Annotated in this window: 12 protein-coding genes; 6 read left to right on the forward strand and 6 right to left on the reverse strand. The window is 42.6% G+C overall.

Annotation, left to right across the window (positions count from 1 at the left end; genetic code table 11):
- Positions 1 to 2 precede the first annotated feature (2 nt).
- Positions 3 to 1,112 (reverse strand): NADH:flavin oxidoreductase/NADH oxidase, encoded by a 1,110-nt coding sequence (locus tag ABJ384_RS11710; protein WP_349927495.1) that lies wholly within the window; start codon positions 1,110 to 1,112, stop codon positions 3 to 5.
- Between the two features lie 13 nt (positions 1,113 to 1,125).
- Positions 1,126 to 3,231, reverse strand: a complete 2,106-nt coding sequence (locus tag ABJ384_RS11715; RefSeq protein ID WP_349927497.1) for a TonB-dependent receptor — start codon at positions 3,229 to 3,231, stop codon at positions 1,126 to 1,128.
- A 275-nt stretch (positions 3,232 to 3,506) separates the two neighbouring features.
- Between ABJ384_RS11715 and mutM the strand changes: the two genes are divergently transcribed.
- Together mutM and ABJ384_RS11725 are read left to right on the forward strand one after the other, a co-directional pair.
- Positions 3,507 to 4,361 carry a bifunctional DNA-formamidopyrimidine glycosylase/DNA-(apurinic or apyrimidinic site) lyase gene (gene mutM, locus ABJ384_RS11720; RefSeq protein WP_349927499.1) on the forward strand — a complete coding sequence of 285 codons (855 nt, stop codon included), beginning with the start codon at positions 3,507 to 3,509 and terminating at the stop codon, positions 4,359 to 4,361.
- Positions 4,358 to 4,639 (forward strand): peptidylprolyl isomerase, encoded by a 282-nt coding sequence (locus tag ABJ384_RS11725; RefSeq protein WP_349927501.1) that lies wholly within the window; start codon positions 4,358 to 4,360, stop codon positions 4,637 to 4,639. Before mutM ends, ABJ384_RS11725 begins: the two co-directional genes overlap by 4 nt.
- A 144-nt stretch (positions 4,640 to 4,783) precedes the next feature.
- Here ABJ384_RS11725 and mscL read toward each other — a convergent pair whose 3' ends face one another.
- Positions 4,784 to 5,224 (reverse strand): large conductance mechanosensitive channel protein MscL, encoded by a 441-nt coding sequence (gene mscL, locus ABJ384_RS11730; protein WP_349927503.1) that lies wholly within the window; start codon positions 5,222 to 5,224, stop codon positions 4,784 to 4,786.
- A gap of 169 nt (positions 5,225 to 5,393) precedes the next feature.
- A complete protein-coding gene (gene typA / locus ABJ384_RS11735) occupies positions 5,394 to 7,229 on the reverse strand; it encodes a translational GTPase TypA (RefSeq protein ID WP_166170857.1) in 1,836 nt (611 codons plus the stop codon).
- Positions 7,230 to 7,402: 173 nt separating this feature from the next.
- Between typA and ABJ384_RS11740 the strand changes: the two genes are divergently transcribed.
- The 3 genes from ABJ384_RS11740 to ABJ384_RS11750 all read left to right on the forward strand — a co-directional run bounded on the left by ABJ384_RS11740 (position 7,403) and on the right by ABJ384_RS11750 (position 11,334).
- A complete protein-coding gene (locus ABJ384_RS11740) occupies positions 7,403 to 8,773 on the forward strand; it encodes a uracil-xanthine permease family protein (RefSeq protein WP_349927506.1) in 1,371 nt (456 codons plus the stop codon).
- 65 nt (positions 8,774 to 8,838) lie between these two features.
- Positions 8,839 to 9,864 carry a class I SAM-dependent methyltransferase gene (locus ABJ384_RS11745; RefSeq protein WP_349927508.1) on the forward strand — a complete coding sequence of 342 codons (1,026 nt, stop codon included), beginning with the start codon at positions 8,839 to 8,841 and terminating at the stop codon, positions 9,862 to 9,864.
- Positions 9,865 to 9,873: 9 nt separating this feature from the next.
- Positions 9,874 to 11,334 carry an amino acid permease gene (locus ABJ384_RS11750; RefSeq protein WP_349927509.1) on the forward strand — a complete coding sequence of 487 codons (1,461 nt, stop codon included), beginning with the start codon at positions 9,874 to 9,876 and terminating at the stop codon, positions 11,332 to 11,334.
- A gap of 54 nt (positions 11,335 to 11,388) precedes the next feature.
- On the opposite strand, the gene ABJ384_RS11755 is transcribed toward ABJ384_RS11750, so the two are convergent.
- Both ABJ384_RS11755 and omp38 read right to left on the reverse strand, forming a co-directional pair.
- Complete coding sequence (locus tag ABJ384_RS11755) at positions 11,389 to 12,147, reverse strand: alpha/beta hydrolase (protein WP_349927511.1); 759 nt, start codon at positions 12,145 to 12,147, stop codon at positions 11,389 to 11,391.
- Between the two features lie 214 nt (positions 12,148 to 12,361).
- On the reverse strand, positions 12,362 to 13,444 hold the full coding sequence (omp38, locus tag ABJ384_RS11760) for an outer membrane protein Omp38 (RefSeq protein WP_180081697.1): 1,083 nt from the start codon (positions 13,442 to 13,444) through the stop codon (positions 12,362 to 12,364).
- A gap of 375 nt (positions 13,445 to 13,819) precedes the next feature.
- Between omp38 and ABJ384_RS11765 the strand changes: the two genes are divergently transcribed.
- On the forward strand, positions 13,820 to 14,341 hold the full coding sequence (locus tag ABJ384_RS11765; protein WP_349927513.1) for a GspH/FimT family pseudopilin: 522 nt from the start codon (positions 13,820 to 13,822) through the stop codon (positions 14,339 to 14,341).
- The last annotated feature ends 63 nt before the right edge of the window (positions 14,342 to 14,404 follow it).

Genomic DNA, 14,404 nt, shown 5'->3' on the forward strand with positions numbered 1-14,404 from the left:
TATTAAAAAGAGCTAAACAACACTTTTAATCCATGCGGCTGACAGCGCAAATATTGCGGTGCAATTTGAATATTTTCACCCAACTCTGCGGCAGCATGCCATGGCCAGCGCGGGTCATACAGCATAGCACGAGCTAAAGCAATTGCGTCAGCTTGCTGATAATGCAAAATTCCTTCGGCCTGCATGGCTTCAGTAATTAAACCCACAGCAATCACGGGAATACTGACCACCTGCTTAACAGCATGAGCAAACGGAACCTGATAATTGGCTTCCAGATGGATATTCTGATCGATATGCAAGCCGCCACTCGACACATGAATATATACGGCTCCCAATTGCTCTAAAGCCTTGGACAGACCAACTGAAGATTCGATATCCCAACTGTCCTGCCCCTCCATCCAGTCTGTTGCAGAAATACGCACGCCTATAGGGTAGCCTTCTGGTACCGCATTTTTCATGGCCTGAAAAACTTGCAGCGTTAAGCGAATGCGGTTCTCGAAACTGCCGCCATATTCGTCCTGACGCTGATTCGATAATGGTGACATAAATTGATGCAGCAAATAACCATGTGCTGCGTGCACTTCAATCAAGTCAAAACCGGCATCCACGGCACGCTTGGCAGCATCAGCAAAGTCTTGAATCACTTGCTGGATTTCATCTTTACTCAGCGCATGCGGTGCATGATCGGCTGGATTAAAAGGAATGTCACTGGCAGAAACTGTTTGCCAGCCATGAGTCTCTGCCGGCTTAAATTGACCTCTTCCATTCCAAGGTTTATCGGTTGAGGCTTTACGCCCTGCGTGTGCCAATTGCACAGCAAACGGCATAGGCGAAAGTGTCTTTATTTTTGTCAGTAATGCCTTAATCTGATCACGCTGTGTATCATTCCACAGTCCCAAATCGGCATAACTGATCCGCCCTTCCGCTTGCACTGCGGTGGCTTCAACAATACATAAACCGGCACCGGACAAGGCATAATTGGCCCATTGCTGCTCATGCCAATAGGTCACTTCTCCTTGTTCAGTTGCCGAATACTGACACATTGGAGCAATTACGATTTTATTGCTCAGTTTTAACGAACCAAATTGAATTGGTTGAAATAATAACGCCACACTTAGCCCCCTGTTAGAATACCTTGCTCACACTTAATCCCGCACTCCAGTTCAAACCGTCCGCGGGTTCAAAGAAGCGTCCATTACCCTCATTGACAATCACTGAACCGACATAGTCTTTATCAAACAGATTATCGACTCGCGCAAAAGTCCGGACTTTCCAGTCGGCCTGTTTCCAGACATAACCGGCATTGGCCGAAACGATGCTATAACTTGGTGCGGCATCGCTATTTGTATCATCTACATAGACCTGATCCATATAGAGGACATCAACACCCATATTAAAACCGGTTTCCGGCTGCCAGCCTAAAGAGGCAAAAGCCTGATTTTTAGCGATACCCGGAATCTTGTTGCCTTTCTGCACAGTACTGTCCGGAATCACTGCATCAAATGTAGCATCAATATAGCTGTAGCTGGCCTGAGCAGTTAAATCACGCCATAGATTTTTGTTCCAGGACAGTTCTATCCCTTCACGCAGCGTTTTATCCGCATTCTTATAGGTCGCACGGCCATCCACTGTTCCTGCAGAAACAATATCGTTTTGTGTTTTGCTTTGGAAGACTGCAGCCGTGAAATTGCCCCACATATTTTGTGCTTTCACACCCAGTTCATGATTATTACTGCTGGCGGGCTTTAAATTAAAGTTTATACCATCGTTTGCAGAATAGGCCATTTCGGTAAAAGTCGGGGTTTCGAAACCTTTGGCATAACTGGCATAAACATTGAACCAGTCATTCATTTTCCAGCTTAAAGCCACTGAAGGTAGCACCTGGTTATAGTCGGTCTTGCCGCTATCGTCGCCATTGCCTGTGACAATATAATGATCGTTGGACTGGTAATGTACATTGCTATAACGCAGTCCTGTGTTCAAGGTCCAATTGGGTAAAAAATCCCACGCGGCTTGAAGATAGGGATCTAAATTCCATAAAAAATTCTGTTCATCACGGCGTAGCTTCCCTTTTACGCCAAATTGCCCATTGGCATCAAAGTTTTCATAACCCTGGCGGTCTTCATCCATATAATCAAAGGCCAGACCCGCGGTCAGACGCATATTGGGTAAAAGATTCTTTCCAGTCCAGCGAATATCAGTGCCGTAATAATCACGGCTGAAATCAATCACACCGCCGGCATGGCGTGGGTTTATTTGCAGTGCCGAAGGAATCGACTGATACTGGGTCACTTCACGATGTCCCAAATAAGCCATAGCATACAGTTCATGCTGGTCATTGATCGGTTTAGACCAGGTCAGACCAGTCTGGGTTTGATTAATTTCCTTACGCACGTCATAGATATTGTTCGCATCATTGACCTGTTTGGGATTGGCTTGCCACTGCTGGCGGGTCAAACCTTGCGGATCATCGGCATTTATATCAACCTGATTCATAATCCAGTTCAGTTTAGAGCCGTCATCCAGATCCCAGGTCAGTTTGGCATTACTCAGTACTTTATGTGCAGCACTGTGGTCACGGTAGCCATCAGTATCAAAATAAGAGGAACTGAGCACATAACTCGGCTCACCGGCCCGATCTGCACCCCCTTGCAATACCACATTGGCACGGCTTTTATGCTGACTGCCAGCTGAATAGCCCAACTCGATGGAATCTTTGCCTGCTCCCTGTTTGGTCGTGATCAAAATTGTACCGCCAGAGGAATTACCATAAAGCGTAGAAAATGGCCCACCCAGTACTTCAATATGGTCTAGACTGCTTAAATCAATATTTGAGGTCTGGCCTTGTCCATCCGGCATGCTCGCAGGAATACCATCGACATATAAACGGATACCACGCACACCAAAAGTTGAACGTGCACCAAAGCCACGCATGGAAATTTGTAAATCCTGAGCATAATTTTCACGGTTATTCAGCTGTAAGCCAGGTACACCTTTTAAAGTTTCAGAAAGATTTACACTGAGATTATTCGTATGCTTATTTTGTTCGATTCGATATACTGAAGCAGGTGTTTGCAGCCAGTCAGTATCGCTACGTGTCGCTTCTATTTTAATGACAGGAAGCAAAACCGGGTCCGTAGAATCAGGGGCAGCATAAAGATGCTGGCAGAGGCATGCTGTCAGGTAAAGCAAAGTCTTAGGGAAGAGAATCTCGTAATATTTACCTGGCATGGCTTGCTCTATATCTTATTAAAATACTGCTTAAAAGCTTAAACGAACTACCTGCATAGCGTTTAAGTTTATTTGTAGTATCAGGGTTAATGACGCATTCAAATTAAGATTGAGGCGAAGCATTAAGCAATCGGCGAATTAAAATGACTGCTAGAATCAGTCGATTACATCGATTAACGAATTGCAACAAGCATATAGATTTTTTGAGATTCCCTTGCAATCTCCTCTTAGCAGTCCAATATTAAGCACAAAGTTTTCTTGATACATTTGATCCCATGCCTGAATTACCTGAAGTTGAAACCACCAAAACCAGTCTCTTGCCACTGTTGGATCAAACCGTCTTAAAGGTAGAGGTCCGTCAGCCGAGCTTACGTTGGCCCATTCCTGAAAATATACAAAAGTTGGTGGGTCAAAAATTGCTGAAACTCACCCGCCGTTCCAAATATATTTTGGCAGAGTTTGAACAAGACAGTATGCTGTGGCATTTGGGCATGTCGGGCAGTTTCAGATTATGTGCAGCAACAGATGAACTGCGCAAACACGATCATCTGATCATTCAATTTGAAGATATTGAACTGCGTTATCATGACCCGCGCCGTTTCGGCTGTATTTTATGGCTTGATCAAGACTCGCAAAGCAAGCTGATTGATACTTTAGGGCCTGAACCTTTGAGTGAAGCATTTAATGCTGAATATCTGTTTGAAAAATTTAAAAAGAAAAATGTAGCAGCGAAAGTGGCGATTATGGATAACCACATGGTGGTGGGAGTGGGCAATATTTATGCCACGGAAAGTTTATTTAATGTAGGGATTCATCCTGCTCAACCGGCTTCTAGCCTGAGTTTTCAGCAAATTGAACAGTTAGTTATAGAAATTAAACGTATTTTAAAACAGGCCATTGATCTCGGCGGCTCGACCTTGCGTGACTATACCAATGCCATGGGAGAAAATGGTTATTTCCAGCAAACCCTGCTGGCTTATGGTCGTGCCGGTGAAATGTGCGTGAATTGTGAAACCCCTTTGGAAAATTTAAAACTCGGACAGCGTGCATCGGTCTTTTGTCCAGAGTGTCAGCCCCTAAAAAAAGTTAAAATAGCCCACCAGAAAGCCATTAAAGGAAGCCAAGCATGAAATCTGCCATCGTTCGACATATCCTGGTCAAGGATAAAGTGCTTGCTGAACAGCTAAAAAAGAAAATTCAGGATGGGGCTGATTTTGCCAAAATTGCCAAACAGCATTCCACCTGTCCATCGGGCAAAAAAGGTGGCGAACTTGGCGAGATCAAAAAAGGTCAGCTGGTTGGCCCAATTGATAAAGCCGTATTTACTTTGCCTGAACGTGAATTACATGGCCCGATTAAGAGTCAGTTTGGCTGGCATTTACTGGAAATCAAGTTTCGGATGGATTAGTAATCTTTGTTGCTCCTTCCTCCTTTTAGGAGGAAGGCTGGGATGGAGGTAAACCTCTCCCTAGCCCTCTCCTAAAAGGAGAGGGAATAAATAAGGAATAAAAAAAGGTACATTCAGCACCGTTTTTTTATTTCAGAAAAGAAATTACATTTGTGGACGTTTTTTCAATTCATCACGGATTTCACGCAGTAACTGAATATCTTCCGGTGTTGGGGCAGGTGCTGCCGGCACTTCCTCTTTTGTACGGCGCATACGGTTTAACATTTTTACCATCAGGAACACTACCCAAGCCAAAATGATAAAGTTAATTAAAATCGTGAGGAAATTACCATAGGTCAGCACGTTAATTCCGGCTTTGGTCAATGCATCCAAAGATTGCAGATTCTCCGGATTATCCCCGAGGACGATAAATTTCTGGGTAAAATCAACGCCTCCACCCGTAATCAGGGTAATGATGGGCATGATGATATCTTTCACCAATGAGTCGACAATTTTACCGAATGCCCCGCCAATGATAACCCCGATAGCCAAATCCATCATGTTGCCCTTGATGGCAAACTCTTTAAATTCTTGAACAATACTCATACTTGACTCCTTAGACCATTTTCAGTGTTTTTATAGGGTGATAATTAATCTGTTGTTAGGGGTACTTTAGCAATTTTCGCTCACAGAGCAGTTTCATTTTGTAACTTATGCTCACAAAAAAAACCGCTAACCTTAGTTAGCGGTTTTTTATATCTGCTAAACAGAAAAATTATTTACCGCGGTTACGCTTACGTTCGTTTTCAGTCAAGTAACGTTTACGGATACGAATTGATTTCGGTGTTACTTCAACCAACTCGTCATCTTCGATGAATTCAAGCGCCTGTTCAAGCGTGTATTCAATATTAGGTACAAGTGTTAAGGCATCATCAGTACCTGATGCACGTACGTTAGTGAGCTGTTTCGCTTTAGTCGGGTTAACCACCATGTCGTCTGAACGAGAGTTAATACCCACGATCATTCCTTCATAAACTTCCAACTGTGGTTTAGCAAATAGACGGCCACGGTCTTGTAGTGTGAACAATGCATAGCCCAGGCAAGTACCTTGAACCATAGAAATCAACACACCGTTTTGACGTTTAGCAACAGTACCTTGTTTCATTGGACCGTAGTGCGAGAAGCTTGATGTCATGATCCCTGTACCAGAAGTCATGGTCAAGAATTCAGAACGGAAACCGATCAAGCCACGTGAAGGAACAGTTGCTTCAATACGGATACGGCCTTTACCGTCAACTTCCATATTGGTCATCTCGCCTTTACGGTGACCCATTTGTTCCATTACAGCACCTTGATGCTGTTCTTCAACGTCAAAAGTTACGTTTTCGTAAGGCTCTTGCATTTGGCCGTCGATTTCTTTCAAGATTACTTGCGGACGAGATACGCCCATCTCGAAGCCTTCACGACGCATGTTTTCGATCAAAACTGAAAGGTGAAGTTCACCACGGCCAGACACTTTAAAACGGTCTGGACTGTCAGTATCTTCAACGCGAAGTGCTACGTTATGGATCAATTCGCGATCTAGACGTTCACGGATGTTACGTGAAGTCACGAATTTACCTTCTTTACCCGCAAACGGTGAGTTGTTGACCTGGAACGTCATCGATACGGTAGGCTCATCTACAGACAATGGCGGTAAAGCTTCAACAGCTTTCGGATCACAGATTGTGTCAGAAATGTTGAGTGCATCAATACCCGTTACACAAACGATATCGCCTGCAGAAGCTTCTTCAACGTCAACACGATCTAGACCATGGTAACCCATGATTTTTAAGATACGGCCGTTACGCGTCTTACCATCTTTATCAATCACAGTCACTTGCGTATTTAATTTCACTGAACCGCGCTGGATACGACCAACACCGATCACACCAACGAAGCTGTTATAGTCAAGTGAAGAAATCTGCATTTGGAATGGACCATCAACATCAACTGCTGGTGGCTCAACGATGTCAACGATTGTTTGGAACAACGGTGTCATATCTTCAGCAAGTTCTTCTGGAGAAGGACCAGCAACACCACGAAGACCTGAAGCATAAACGATCGGGAAGTCTAACTGTTCGTCAGTACCACCAAGATTATCAAACAGATCAAAAACTTGATCGATCACCCAGTCACAACGTGCACTTGGCTTGTCGACTTTGTTGATAATCACGATTGGTTTCAAACCACGTGCAAAGGCTTTTTGTGTTACGAAGCGTGTTTGTGGCATTGGACCTTCTTGTGCATCCACAAGTAGCAATACACAGTCTACCATCGACAATACACGTTCTACTTCACCACCGAAGTCGGCGTGCCCCGGGGTGTCCACGATGTTAATGCGGTATTCAGTATTAGTACGTTCATCTAACCATTTGATTGCAGTGTTTTTTGCAAGAATGGTAATACCACGTTCACTTTCAATAGCGCCTGAATCCATGACACGCTCAATCTCGCCCGCTCGTTCACCGAGTGCACCTGATTGTTGTAAAAGTTTGTCTACAAGAGTTGTTTTACCGTGGTCAACGTGCGCAATAATGGCAATGTTGCGGAGAGTTTTAATATCTGACATGTAAATTCGATACGTATTAAATTTGAGGGCAAATTATACAGAAAAAACTAAACTTTTAGTAGTGACAGTTTATTGACAGTTACAAGTTTTTTTGACTTTTCGTCCTTTTTTTGGTTTGTAAACTCCTGTAACTCGATTAGAATAACGCCAAATTGCTGTTGTACCTTTCTTACATGTCTGATTTACAAAACTCTCCCAAACAACAAGATCGTCTTGATTTGGTCTACGGATTAAACGATCGCCCCAAACCATTTATCGCTTTTCTCGCTGCCCTGCAACATTTACTTGCGATTATTGTCCCGATTGTCACCCCTGGTCTTTTGATCTGTCTTGCTTTAGGCGTTTCAAAAGAAGACACCAACATGATTCTTTCCATGTCTTTGGTCATCTCCGGGATTGCAACTTTTTTACAATGTAAAAAAGTTGGCCCTTTGGGCGCGGGTCTTTTAATTGTACAAGGCACCAGTTTTAACTTTATTGGTCCGATTATCGGCATTGGTTCAGCCATGGTCGCGGCAGGCACCCCTGTTGAAGCAGTGATGGCTTCTATTTTTGGTGTAGTAATTGCCGGCTCATTTATTGAAATGGGTGTATCACGTATTTTACCTTGGGTAAAACAACTGATCACTCCCCTGGTTACAGGTATTGTGGTCCTGCTGATTGGTTTGACCTTAATTAAGGAAGGTTTAATCAGTATGGGGGGCGGTTATCAGGCCATGGGCGATAAAACCTTTGCCAATGCAGATAACCTGATTATGTCCTGTACGGTACTGGCGATTATTATTGTCCTGAACCGTGTCCGTATTACCTGGATCAAAAGCTCCGCCATTCTGATTGCCCTGATTATTGGTTATGCTCTTGCCGGCTTTATGGGCCATCTTGATTTTTCAGGCATGAAAAATGCGCCAATGGTTCAGATTCCAACACCGATGCATTTTGGTTTAAGCTTCTCTTGGAGCTTGTTTATTCCAATGGCCTTTATTTATCTGGTCACATCTTTAGAAGCGATTGGTGACATTACCGCAACTTCAAAGATTTCCAATCAGCCAGTCGATGGCCCAGTATGGATGGAGCGTATTAAAGGCGGTGTGCTGGTGAATGGTGCCAACTCTTTGCTCGCCGGCTTATTCAATACTTTCCCAAGTTCGGTATTTGCACAAAATAATGGCGTCATTCAGCTTACTGGTGTTGCAAGCCGTTATGTCGGTATTTGGATTGCAGCATTACTGGTGATTTTGGGCTTGCTGCCTGCGGTTGCTGGCGTGATTCAAGCAGTTCCTCAAGCCGTACTTGGCGGTGCGGTCATGGTGATGTTTGGTGCTGTGGCGGCTTCTGGTATTAATATCCTGTCAGGAATTCATCTTGACCGTCGTGCCCTGTTAATTATTGCCATTTCACTGGCCTTGGGCCTAGGGGTTGCACAAGTCCCACAAATTTTGGAACATCTTCCTGAATTATTCCGTAACATCTTCAGTTCCGGTGTGGCCACTGGTGGTATTGCAGCATTGCTTTTAAATATTATTCTTCCTGAATCGAAGCAATAATTTCATTTCAGCATCAACTCTGCCCAGCATTGTCTGGGCAGAGTTTTTCAATGGCGAGATAAAAAATGGATCCAAGAAGTGAAGTTGTCATTCGGCAGCATGAATACCTTTCTGGACGTGTGCTTTTAGTCAATGCACCGACTGATGATTTACTTTCCAATCTAGAGAAAGACATCAGCCCTTGTTTGTGGACATGGAATTATAATGAATTTCAATATTTTCAGTCACAACAGGCCGCTGTACATTTTGGCGTAGAGCTTCCTGAAGGCAGTTTTGACCAGGCCATTATCTTTGTACCGAAGTCCAAAGAACTGTTAAATTATGTCCTGCATAATGTCGTCAGCCGTCTAGGTTTAGGGGCTTCCATCTTCCTGGTAGGTGAGAAAAAAGGCGGCGTTGAACGCGCAGCCAAACAGCTACAGCCTTATGGTAAAGCCTTTAAACTGGACAGTGCACGTCATTGCCAGCTCTGGCAACTCAAGATTGAATCGACGGTTAAAGAAAAGACTTTGGCAGATTGGGCACAACAATATACTGTTAGCACACCAAAAGGTGATCTCACTATTTGTGCCCTACCCGGCGTATTCAGCCAAAATCGTTTAGATGTCGGCACAGCAGTATTCTTACCGTTTTTATCACAGGTCACTTCAGGTAAAATTGCCGACTTTGGCTGTGGTGCCGGTATTATCAGTGCTTATCTGGCCAAACTGAATCCTAAAAACCGCATTTTTGCGCTGGATGTTGATGCTTTTGCATTGGCCTCTACCCGCATGACTTTTGAAAAAAATGACCTTTCTCCCGAACAGCTGGAAATTACTGCTGTGACGGGTATTGAAGATGCGCCTCTTTTCTTGCATGCCATCGTCAGCAATCCGCCTTTCCATCAAGGTATTCAGACCAATTATGATGCCAGTGAAAGCTTGTGCAAAACTTCACGCCGTCATTTGAAATCGGGTGGTGAACTCTGGATTGTGGCAAACCGCTTTTTAAATTATCCATTACTCATTGAACAAAGCTTTGGCAAATGTACAACCAAAGCCGATCAACAAGGCTTTAAAGTGCTGTTCACTAGCACCGAAAAGAAATCTTAAGGAACAACGATGAGCGAAACTCAATCTGCACATTTACAGCGTAAGCTGGGTGCACGTCATTTGAATATGATCGCCATTGGTGGTTCTATCGGCACAGGCTTATTCCTGGCTTCTGGTGCAACCATTGCCAATGCCGGTCCAGGCGGTGCTTTATTGGCTTACTGCCTGATTGGAATCATGATTTATTTCCTGATGACCAGTCTGGGCGAGCTTGCGACCCATAACCCGACCTCAGGTGCTTTCTTTACCTACGGTACAAAATATGTAGAAGGTGGTTTTGGCTTTGCTTTGGGCTGGAACTATTGGTACAACTGGGCCATTACGGTTGCTTTTGAACTGGTTGCTGTCCAGTTTATTATGAAATTCTGGTTTCCTGATATTCCCGGATTCTACTGGAGTGCTATTTTTCTGAGCGTGATTTTTGCCATTAACTCACTCTCTGTAAAAGGCTTTGGTGAAAGTGAGTTTTTGTTCTCCCTGGTTAAAGTCATTGCAATCGTTGTCTTTATTATTATTGGTATTGCCATGATTGCTAAAATCATGCTGACACCGAATATGGTGACCTTTGCTAACTGGACCAAAGGTGATGCACCTTTTGTTGGTGGTTTGCAGGCCATGATTGGTGTCGCCATGATTGCCGGATTCTCCTTCCAAGGCACAGAGATGGTGGGTGTGGCTGCGGGTGAATCGAAAGATCCTAAAAAGACCATTCCAGTAGCCATCAAGCAAATTTTCTGGCGTATTTTATTGTTCTATGTGGTGTGTATTTTCATCATTGGTACTTTGGTGGCCTATGATGATCCACGCCTGTTACAAGCGGCAGCAAGTGAAAATATTACCCTTTCACCTTTTACCTTATTGTATGAAAAAGTCGGTTTTGCTTTCGCCGCAGGTTTAATGAATGCGGTGATTCTAACTGCGATCCTGTCCGCAGGTAACTCAGGCATGTATTCATCTACCCGTATGCTGTTTGACATGGCACGCAAAGGCAGTGCACCAAAAATCTTTGGCAAACTGGATTCGCGTGGTGTACCCATGAATGCACTGTATGCCACCACAGCAATTGCCGCACTTTGCTTTCTCACCACTTTTATTGGGGAACAACAAGTATTTAACTGGTTGCTAAATATGTCGGGAATGTGCGGATTCATTGTATGGCTGGGTATTGCCATTTCACACTACCGTTTCCGTAAAGGTTATTTGGCACAAGGTTATAAACTGGAAGATTTAGCGTATAAAGCCAAGTTTTTCCCATTTGCCCCTTGGTTTGCCTTTATTCTTTGTACGATTGTCGTACTTGGACAGAACTATCAAGCCTTTATTACGGGTGATTGGCTCAGTATATTGTCCACCTATATCAGTATTCCATTATTTCTAGCAATCTGGCTGGGTTATAAATGGAAAAACAAAACCAAGTTGGTTTCTTATCAAGATATGGATGTTAAACCGATGAATCCTGATCAGGACTAAATCGGGTATTCAAATAAAAAAACAGCCTAAAGGCTGTTTTTTATTTAACTTATATCAATGATGTGCCAGAAATTCCTTCAAGGCAAAACTAACTTCATTTTTATGAGTGGTACACAACCCGTGCGGTGCTCCCTTAATTTGCTCTTCCACACCCTGTTTTAAAAGTTTGACGGTCTGCTGACTGCAAATTCCTGGCGGAACAATGTCATCTGCTGTTCCATAAAGCACCAAGGTTGGTACTGTAATCTGGGTTAAATCGTCACGTAAATCGGTTTCTGAAAATGCGTGGATACAATCATAATGCGCCTTGATTGAACCCTGCATTGCAATACGCCAGAAATTTTGTATTATCCCTTCCGAAGTTTTATTTAACAGCTTGTCATATCCATAAAATGCTTTAGCAAAATCCAGATAAAAATCGGCCCGGTTAGCGAGTAAATTTGCACGCATCTCATCAAACACGTCCGAATCTACACCGTCTGGATAATCATCTCGTTTAATCATGAGTGGAGTTACGGCTGCAATAAGTGCAAGTTTAGTGACTTTATGCTGACCATATTTTGCCGTATAATGGGTCACGACTGCCCCACCGGTAGAATGTCCGACTAAAGCGAACTCGGTTAATCCAAGATACTCAATGAGTTGATGCATATCTTGTGCATATTGATCAATGTTATGTCCAGCCCAAGGCTGACTCGAGCGTCCATGACCACGTCGATCAAATGCAATCACCCGATAGCCATGTTCTGCAAGAAATAACATCTGGTCTTCAAAAGCATCACTGGAAAGAGGCCATCCATGAGAAAAGACCACAACCGGCCCCTCCCCCCAGTCCTTATAATAAATCGAGGTTCCATCTGTTATCGTTAACATCTGTACCATTTTTTCACCCTCTTTTTATTGTCTATATGGGTGTTTATTAGAACAAGATCAAAATGAAACTGTGTATTAAACAAGTTATGCTTATGTAGCACACACAAAAAAAAGCAGCCTTACGGCTGCTTTTTTAACTCAGTTCAATAATAAATTATTGAGCTTGAGCAGGTTCCGCAACAACAGTACGGCTACCAGAAATAGTCGCGAATACACGACGGTTCATAGCACGGCCTTCTTTAGTGTTGTTGTCAGCAATCGGTTGATCCCAAGCGAAACCTTGAGTAGACAAACGAGCTGGATCTACATTGTATTCATTTACAAGTGAAGATTTAACAGAGTTAGCACGAGCTAAAGATAAACGTTCGTTCAATGCACGTGGACCAGTGTTGTCTGTGTGACCTTCGATGCGAGCAGTAGCGTTTGGATATTCAACTAATTTCTCAGCAACTTTAGCGATTTCTGGTTTGTATTGGTCTTTGATGTTTGATTTGTTGGTATCAAAGAACACACGAAGTTCCATGTTAAGATCTTCAGTCAACTCTTGTGGAGCTGGTTGAACTGGAGCTACAGGCTCAACTGGAGCAACTTCTACTACAGGAGCAGCAGGCTTCAAGTGACCGCCAAGAACTACGTTAAGACCCGCTAAAGCTGTGTAGTCCCAGAATTTATTGTCAAAGTTATAAGTACTACGCGCTTCTGTACGTAGAGATAAAGCATCGTTTAAGCGCCAGAAAGCACCAAGACCTGCATTACCAATTGTGCTTTCTTCTTCCCAACCAGCAGCTTCGCCTTGACCTTCATATTTAACATGACCAGCACCTAACAATACATAAGGCTTAATTTTGCTGTCATAGTTTTTAGTGATCAAATCAGAAGTTGCATAGAAGTTACCAGCAATTTGCTGTTTTTTGTACTCAGCTACTTTAGTACCTTCAACAACATCACTTTGACGAGTAGCTTCGATATCACCTTTAACTTGAGAGTATTCAGCTTCAAAGCCTAACCATGGAGTTAGTTCAACACCAAGCGCAGCACCAACGAATAAATCGTCTTGAAGCTCAACCACATTAGAAGCATCGTCACCATCAGCATCAGAAAATAGTTTACCGTTGTTGTTGTGCTGAGTTTCGTTAAAATTATAACCAACCAATAATGGGGTAATAGTTACGCCAGCATTCGCTGCAGCTAAAGGTGCAGCAACTAGCATAGCTAGTGCGATACGACTCATTTTCATGGATTTATCCTCCAGAGATAACAATTGTTGTTCAAGCTCAAGCCTAGAATTTGGCTATTCTGAGATAGGCTTTTTTATACCCCAGTCTTATTCTTAAGCTATTCACTTTGAATCATACAAACACTTTATTTTTTTTCCAAGTGCTTGATAATTTTAATCAAGTAAATTATTGACAAAATTACTTACAATTTCCGTTGTAATTCGGTAATTTTTTACTCAATTTATTGTCATGAATAGCTTATTGTCACTTGCAAATTATTTTAACAGCTTTCTTATAAAGTTGAGAAATAAATATTACCTGCAAAAAAACAATTAAAAAACAAAACATTAATAACATACATAATTAAAAAAAAATATATTACAGGATTATTTTCAATGCTTTTTGAACAAAAAAATGGCTTCACATTAGTTGAACTCATCGTTACTTTGGCTATTTTTGCAATTCTGGCAACAATCGCTTTACCTTATTTTCAAGACATGAAAGCCAAACAGGAAGTCAACGCCACCACTAATAAACTGATTTCAACGATTCATTTAGCTAAATCTCAAGCTACGCTCTATCATACCAATGTAGTGTTATGTCCAAGTCAAAATAAAGTGAATTGTCAAACAAGCCAATGGACTGCCGGTTTACTGGTTTTTCTCGACAGCAATAAAAATAGACAAATTGATACAGGTGAAAAAATTATCTATACAGAATCTACCGATTTAAAATATGGGCACTTAGACTGGAGAGGAACTTTGAGTGTTCCCAGTTTAACTTTTCAAGCTGAAAATGGCCTGCCTATAGGTTCAAATGGCAGTTTTTATTATTGTTCAATGGTTTCTGATCATCACCGGAAGCTGGTTCTGAGTGCGATGGGACATATACGGATAGAAAACCTATCGAGCTGCTAAAAAACTTATCAGTCTAAAGACATCCTACAATCTTTGTTTATTCCGGCTCATTTTTCAATATAC

Origin of the sequence: Acinetobacter sp. A1-4-2, assembly GCF_040233925.1 — a bacterium.
Taxonomy (GTDB): domain Bacteria; phylum Pseudomonadota; class Gammaproteobacteria; order Pseudomonadales; family Moraxellaceae; genus Acinetobacter.

Excerpts from the sequence above, each read along its gene's own strand:
- ABJ384_RS11725 (WP_349927501.1), top strand. The coding sequence starts at position 4,358 with ATGAAATCTGCCATCGTTCGACATATCCTGGTCAAGGATAAAGTGCTT.
- ABJ384_RS11765 (WP_349927513.1), top strand. The coding sequence starts at position 13,820 with ATGCTTTTTGAACAAAAAAATGGCTTCACATTAGTTGAACTCATCGTT.
- typA (WP_166170857.1), bottom strand. The coding sequence starts at position 7,229 with ATGTCAGATATTAAAACTCTCCGCAACATTGCCATTATTGCGCACGTT.
- ABJ384_RS11750 (WP_349927509.1), top strand. The coding sequence starts at position 9,874 with ATGAGCGAAACTCAATCTGCACATTTACAGCGTAAGCTGGGTGCACGT.
- omp38 (WP_180081697.1), bottom strand. The coding sequence starts at position 13,444 with ATGAAAATGAGTCGTATCGCACTAGCTATGCTAGTTGCTGCACCTTTA.
- ABJ384_RS11715 (WP_349927497.1), bottom strand. The coding sequence starts at position 3,231 with ATGCCAGGTAAATATTACGAGATTCTCTTCCCTAAGACTTTGCTTTAC.
- mscL (WP_349927503.1), bottom strand. The coding sequence starts at position 5,224 with ATGAGTATTGTTCAAGAATTTAAAGAGTTTGCCATCAAGGGCAACATG.
- ABJ384_RS11745 (WP_349927508.1), top strand. The coding sequence starts at position 8,839 with ATGGATCCAAGAAGTGAAGTTGTCATTCGGCAGCATGAATACCTTTCT.
- ABJ384_RS11740 (WP_349927506.1), top strand. The coding sequence starts at position 7,403 with ATGTCTGATTTACAAAACTCTCCCAAACAACAAGATCGTCTTGATTTG.
- mutM (WP_349927499.1), top strand. The coding sequence starts at position 3,507 with ATGCCTGAATTACCTGAAGTTGAAACCACCAAAACCAGTCTCTTGCCA.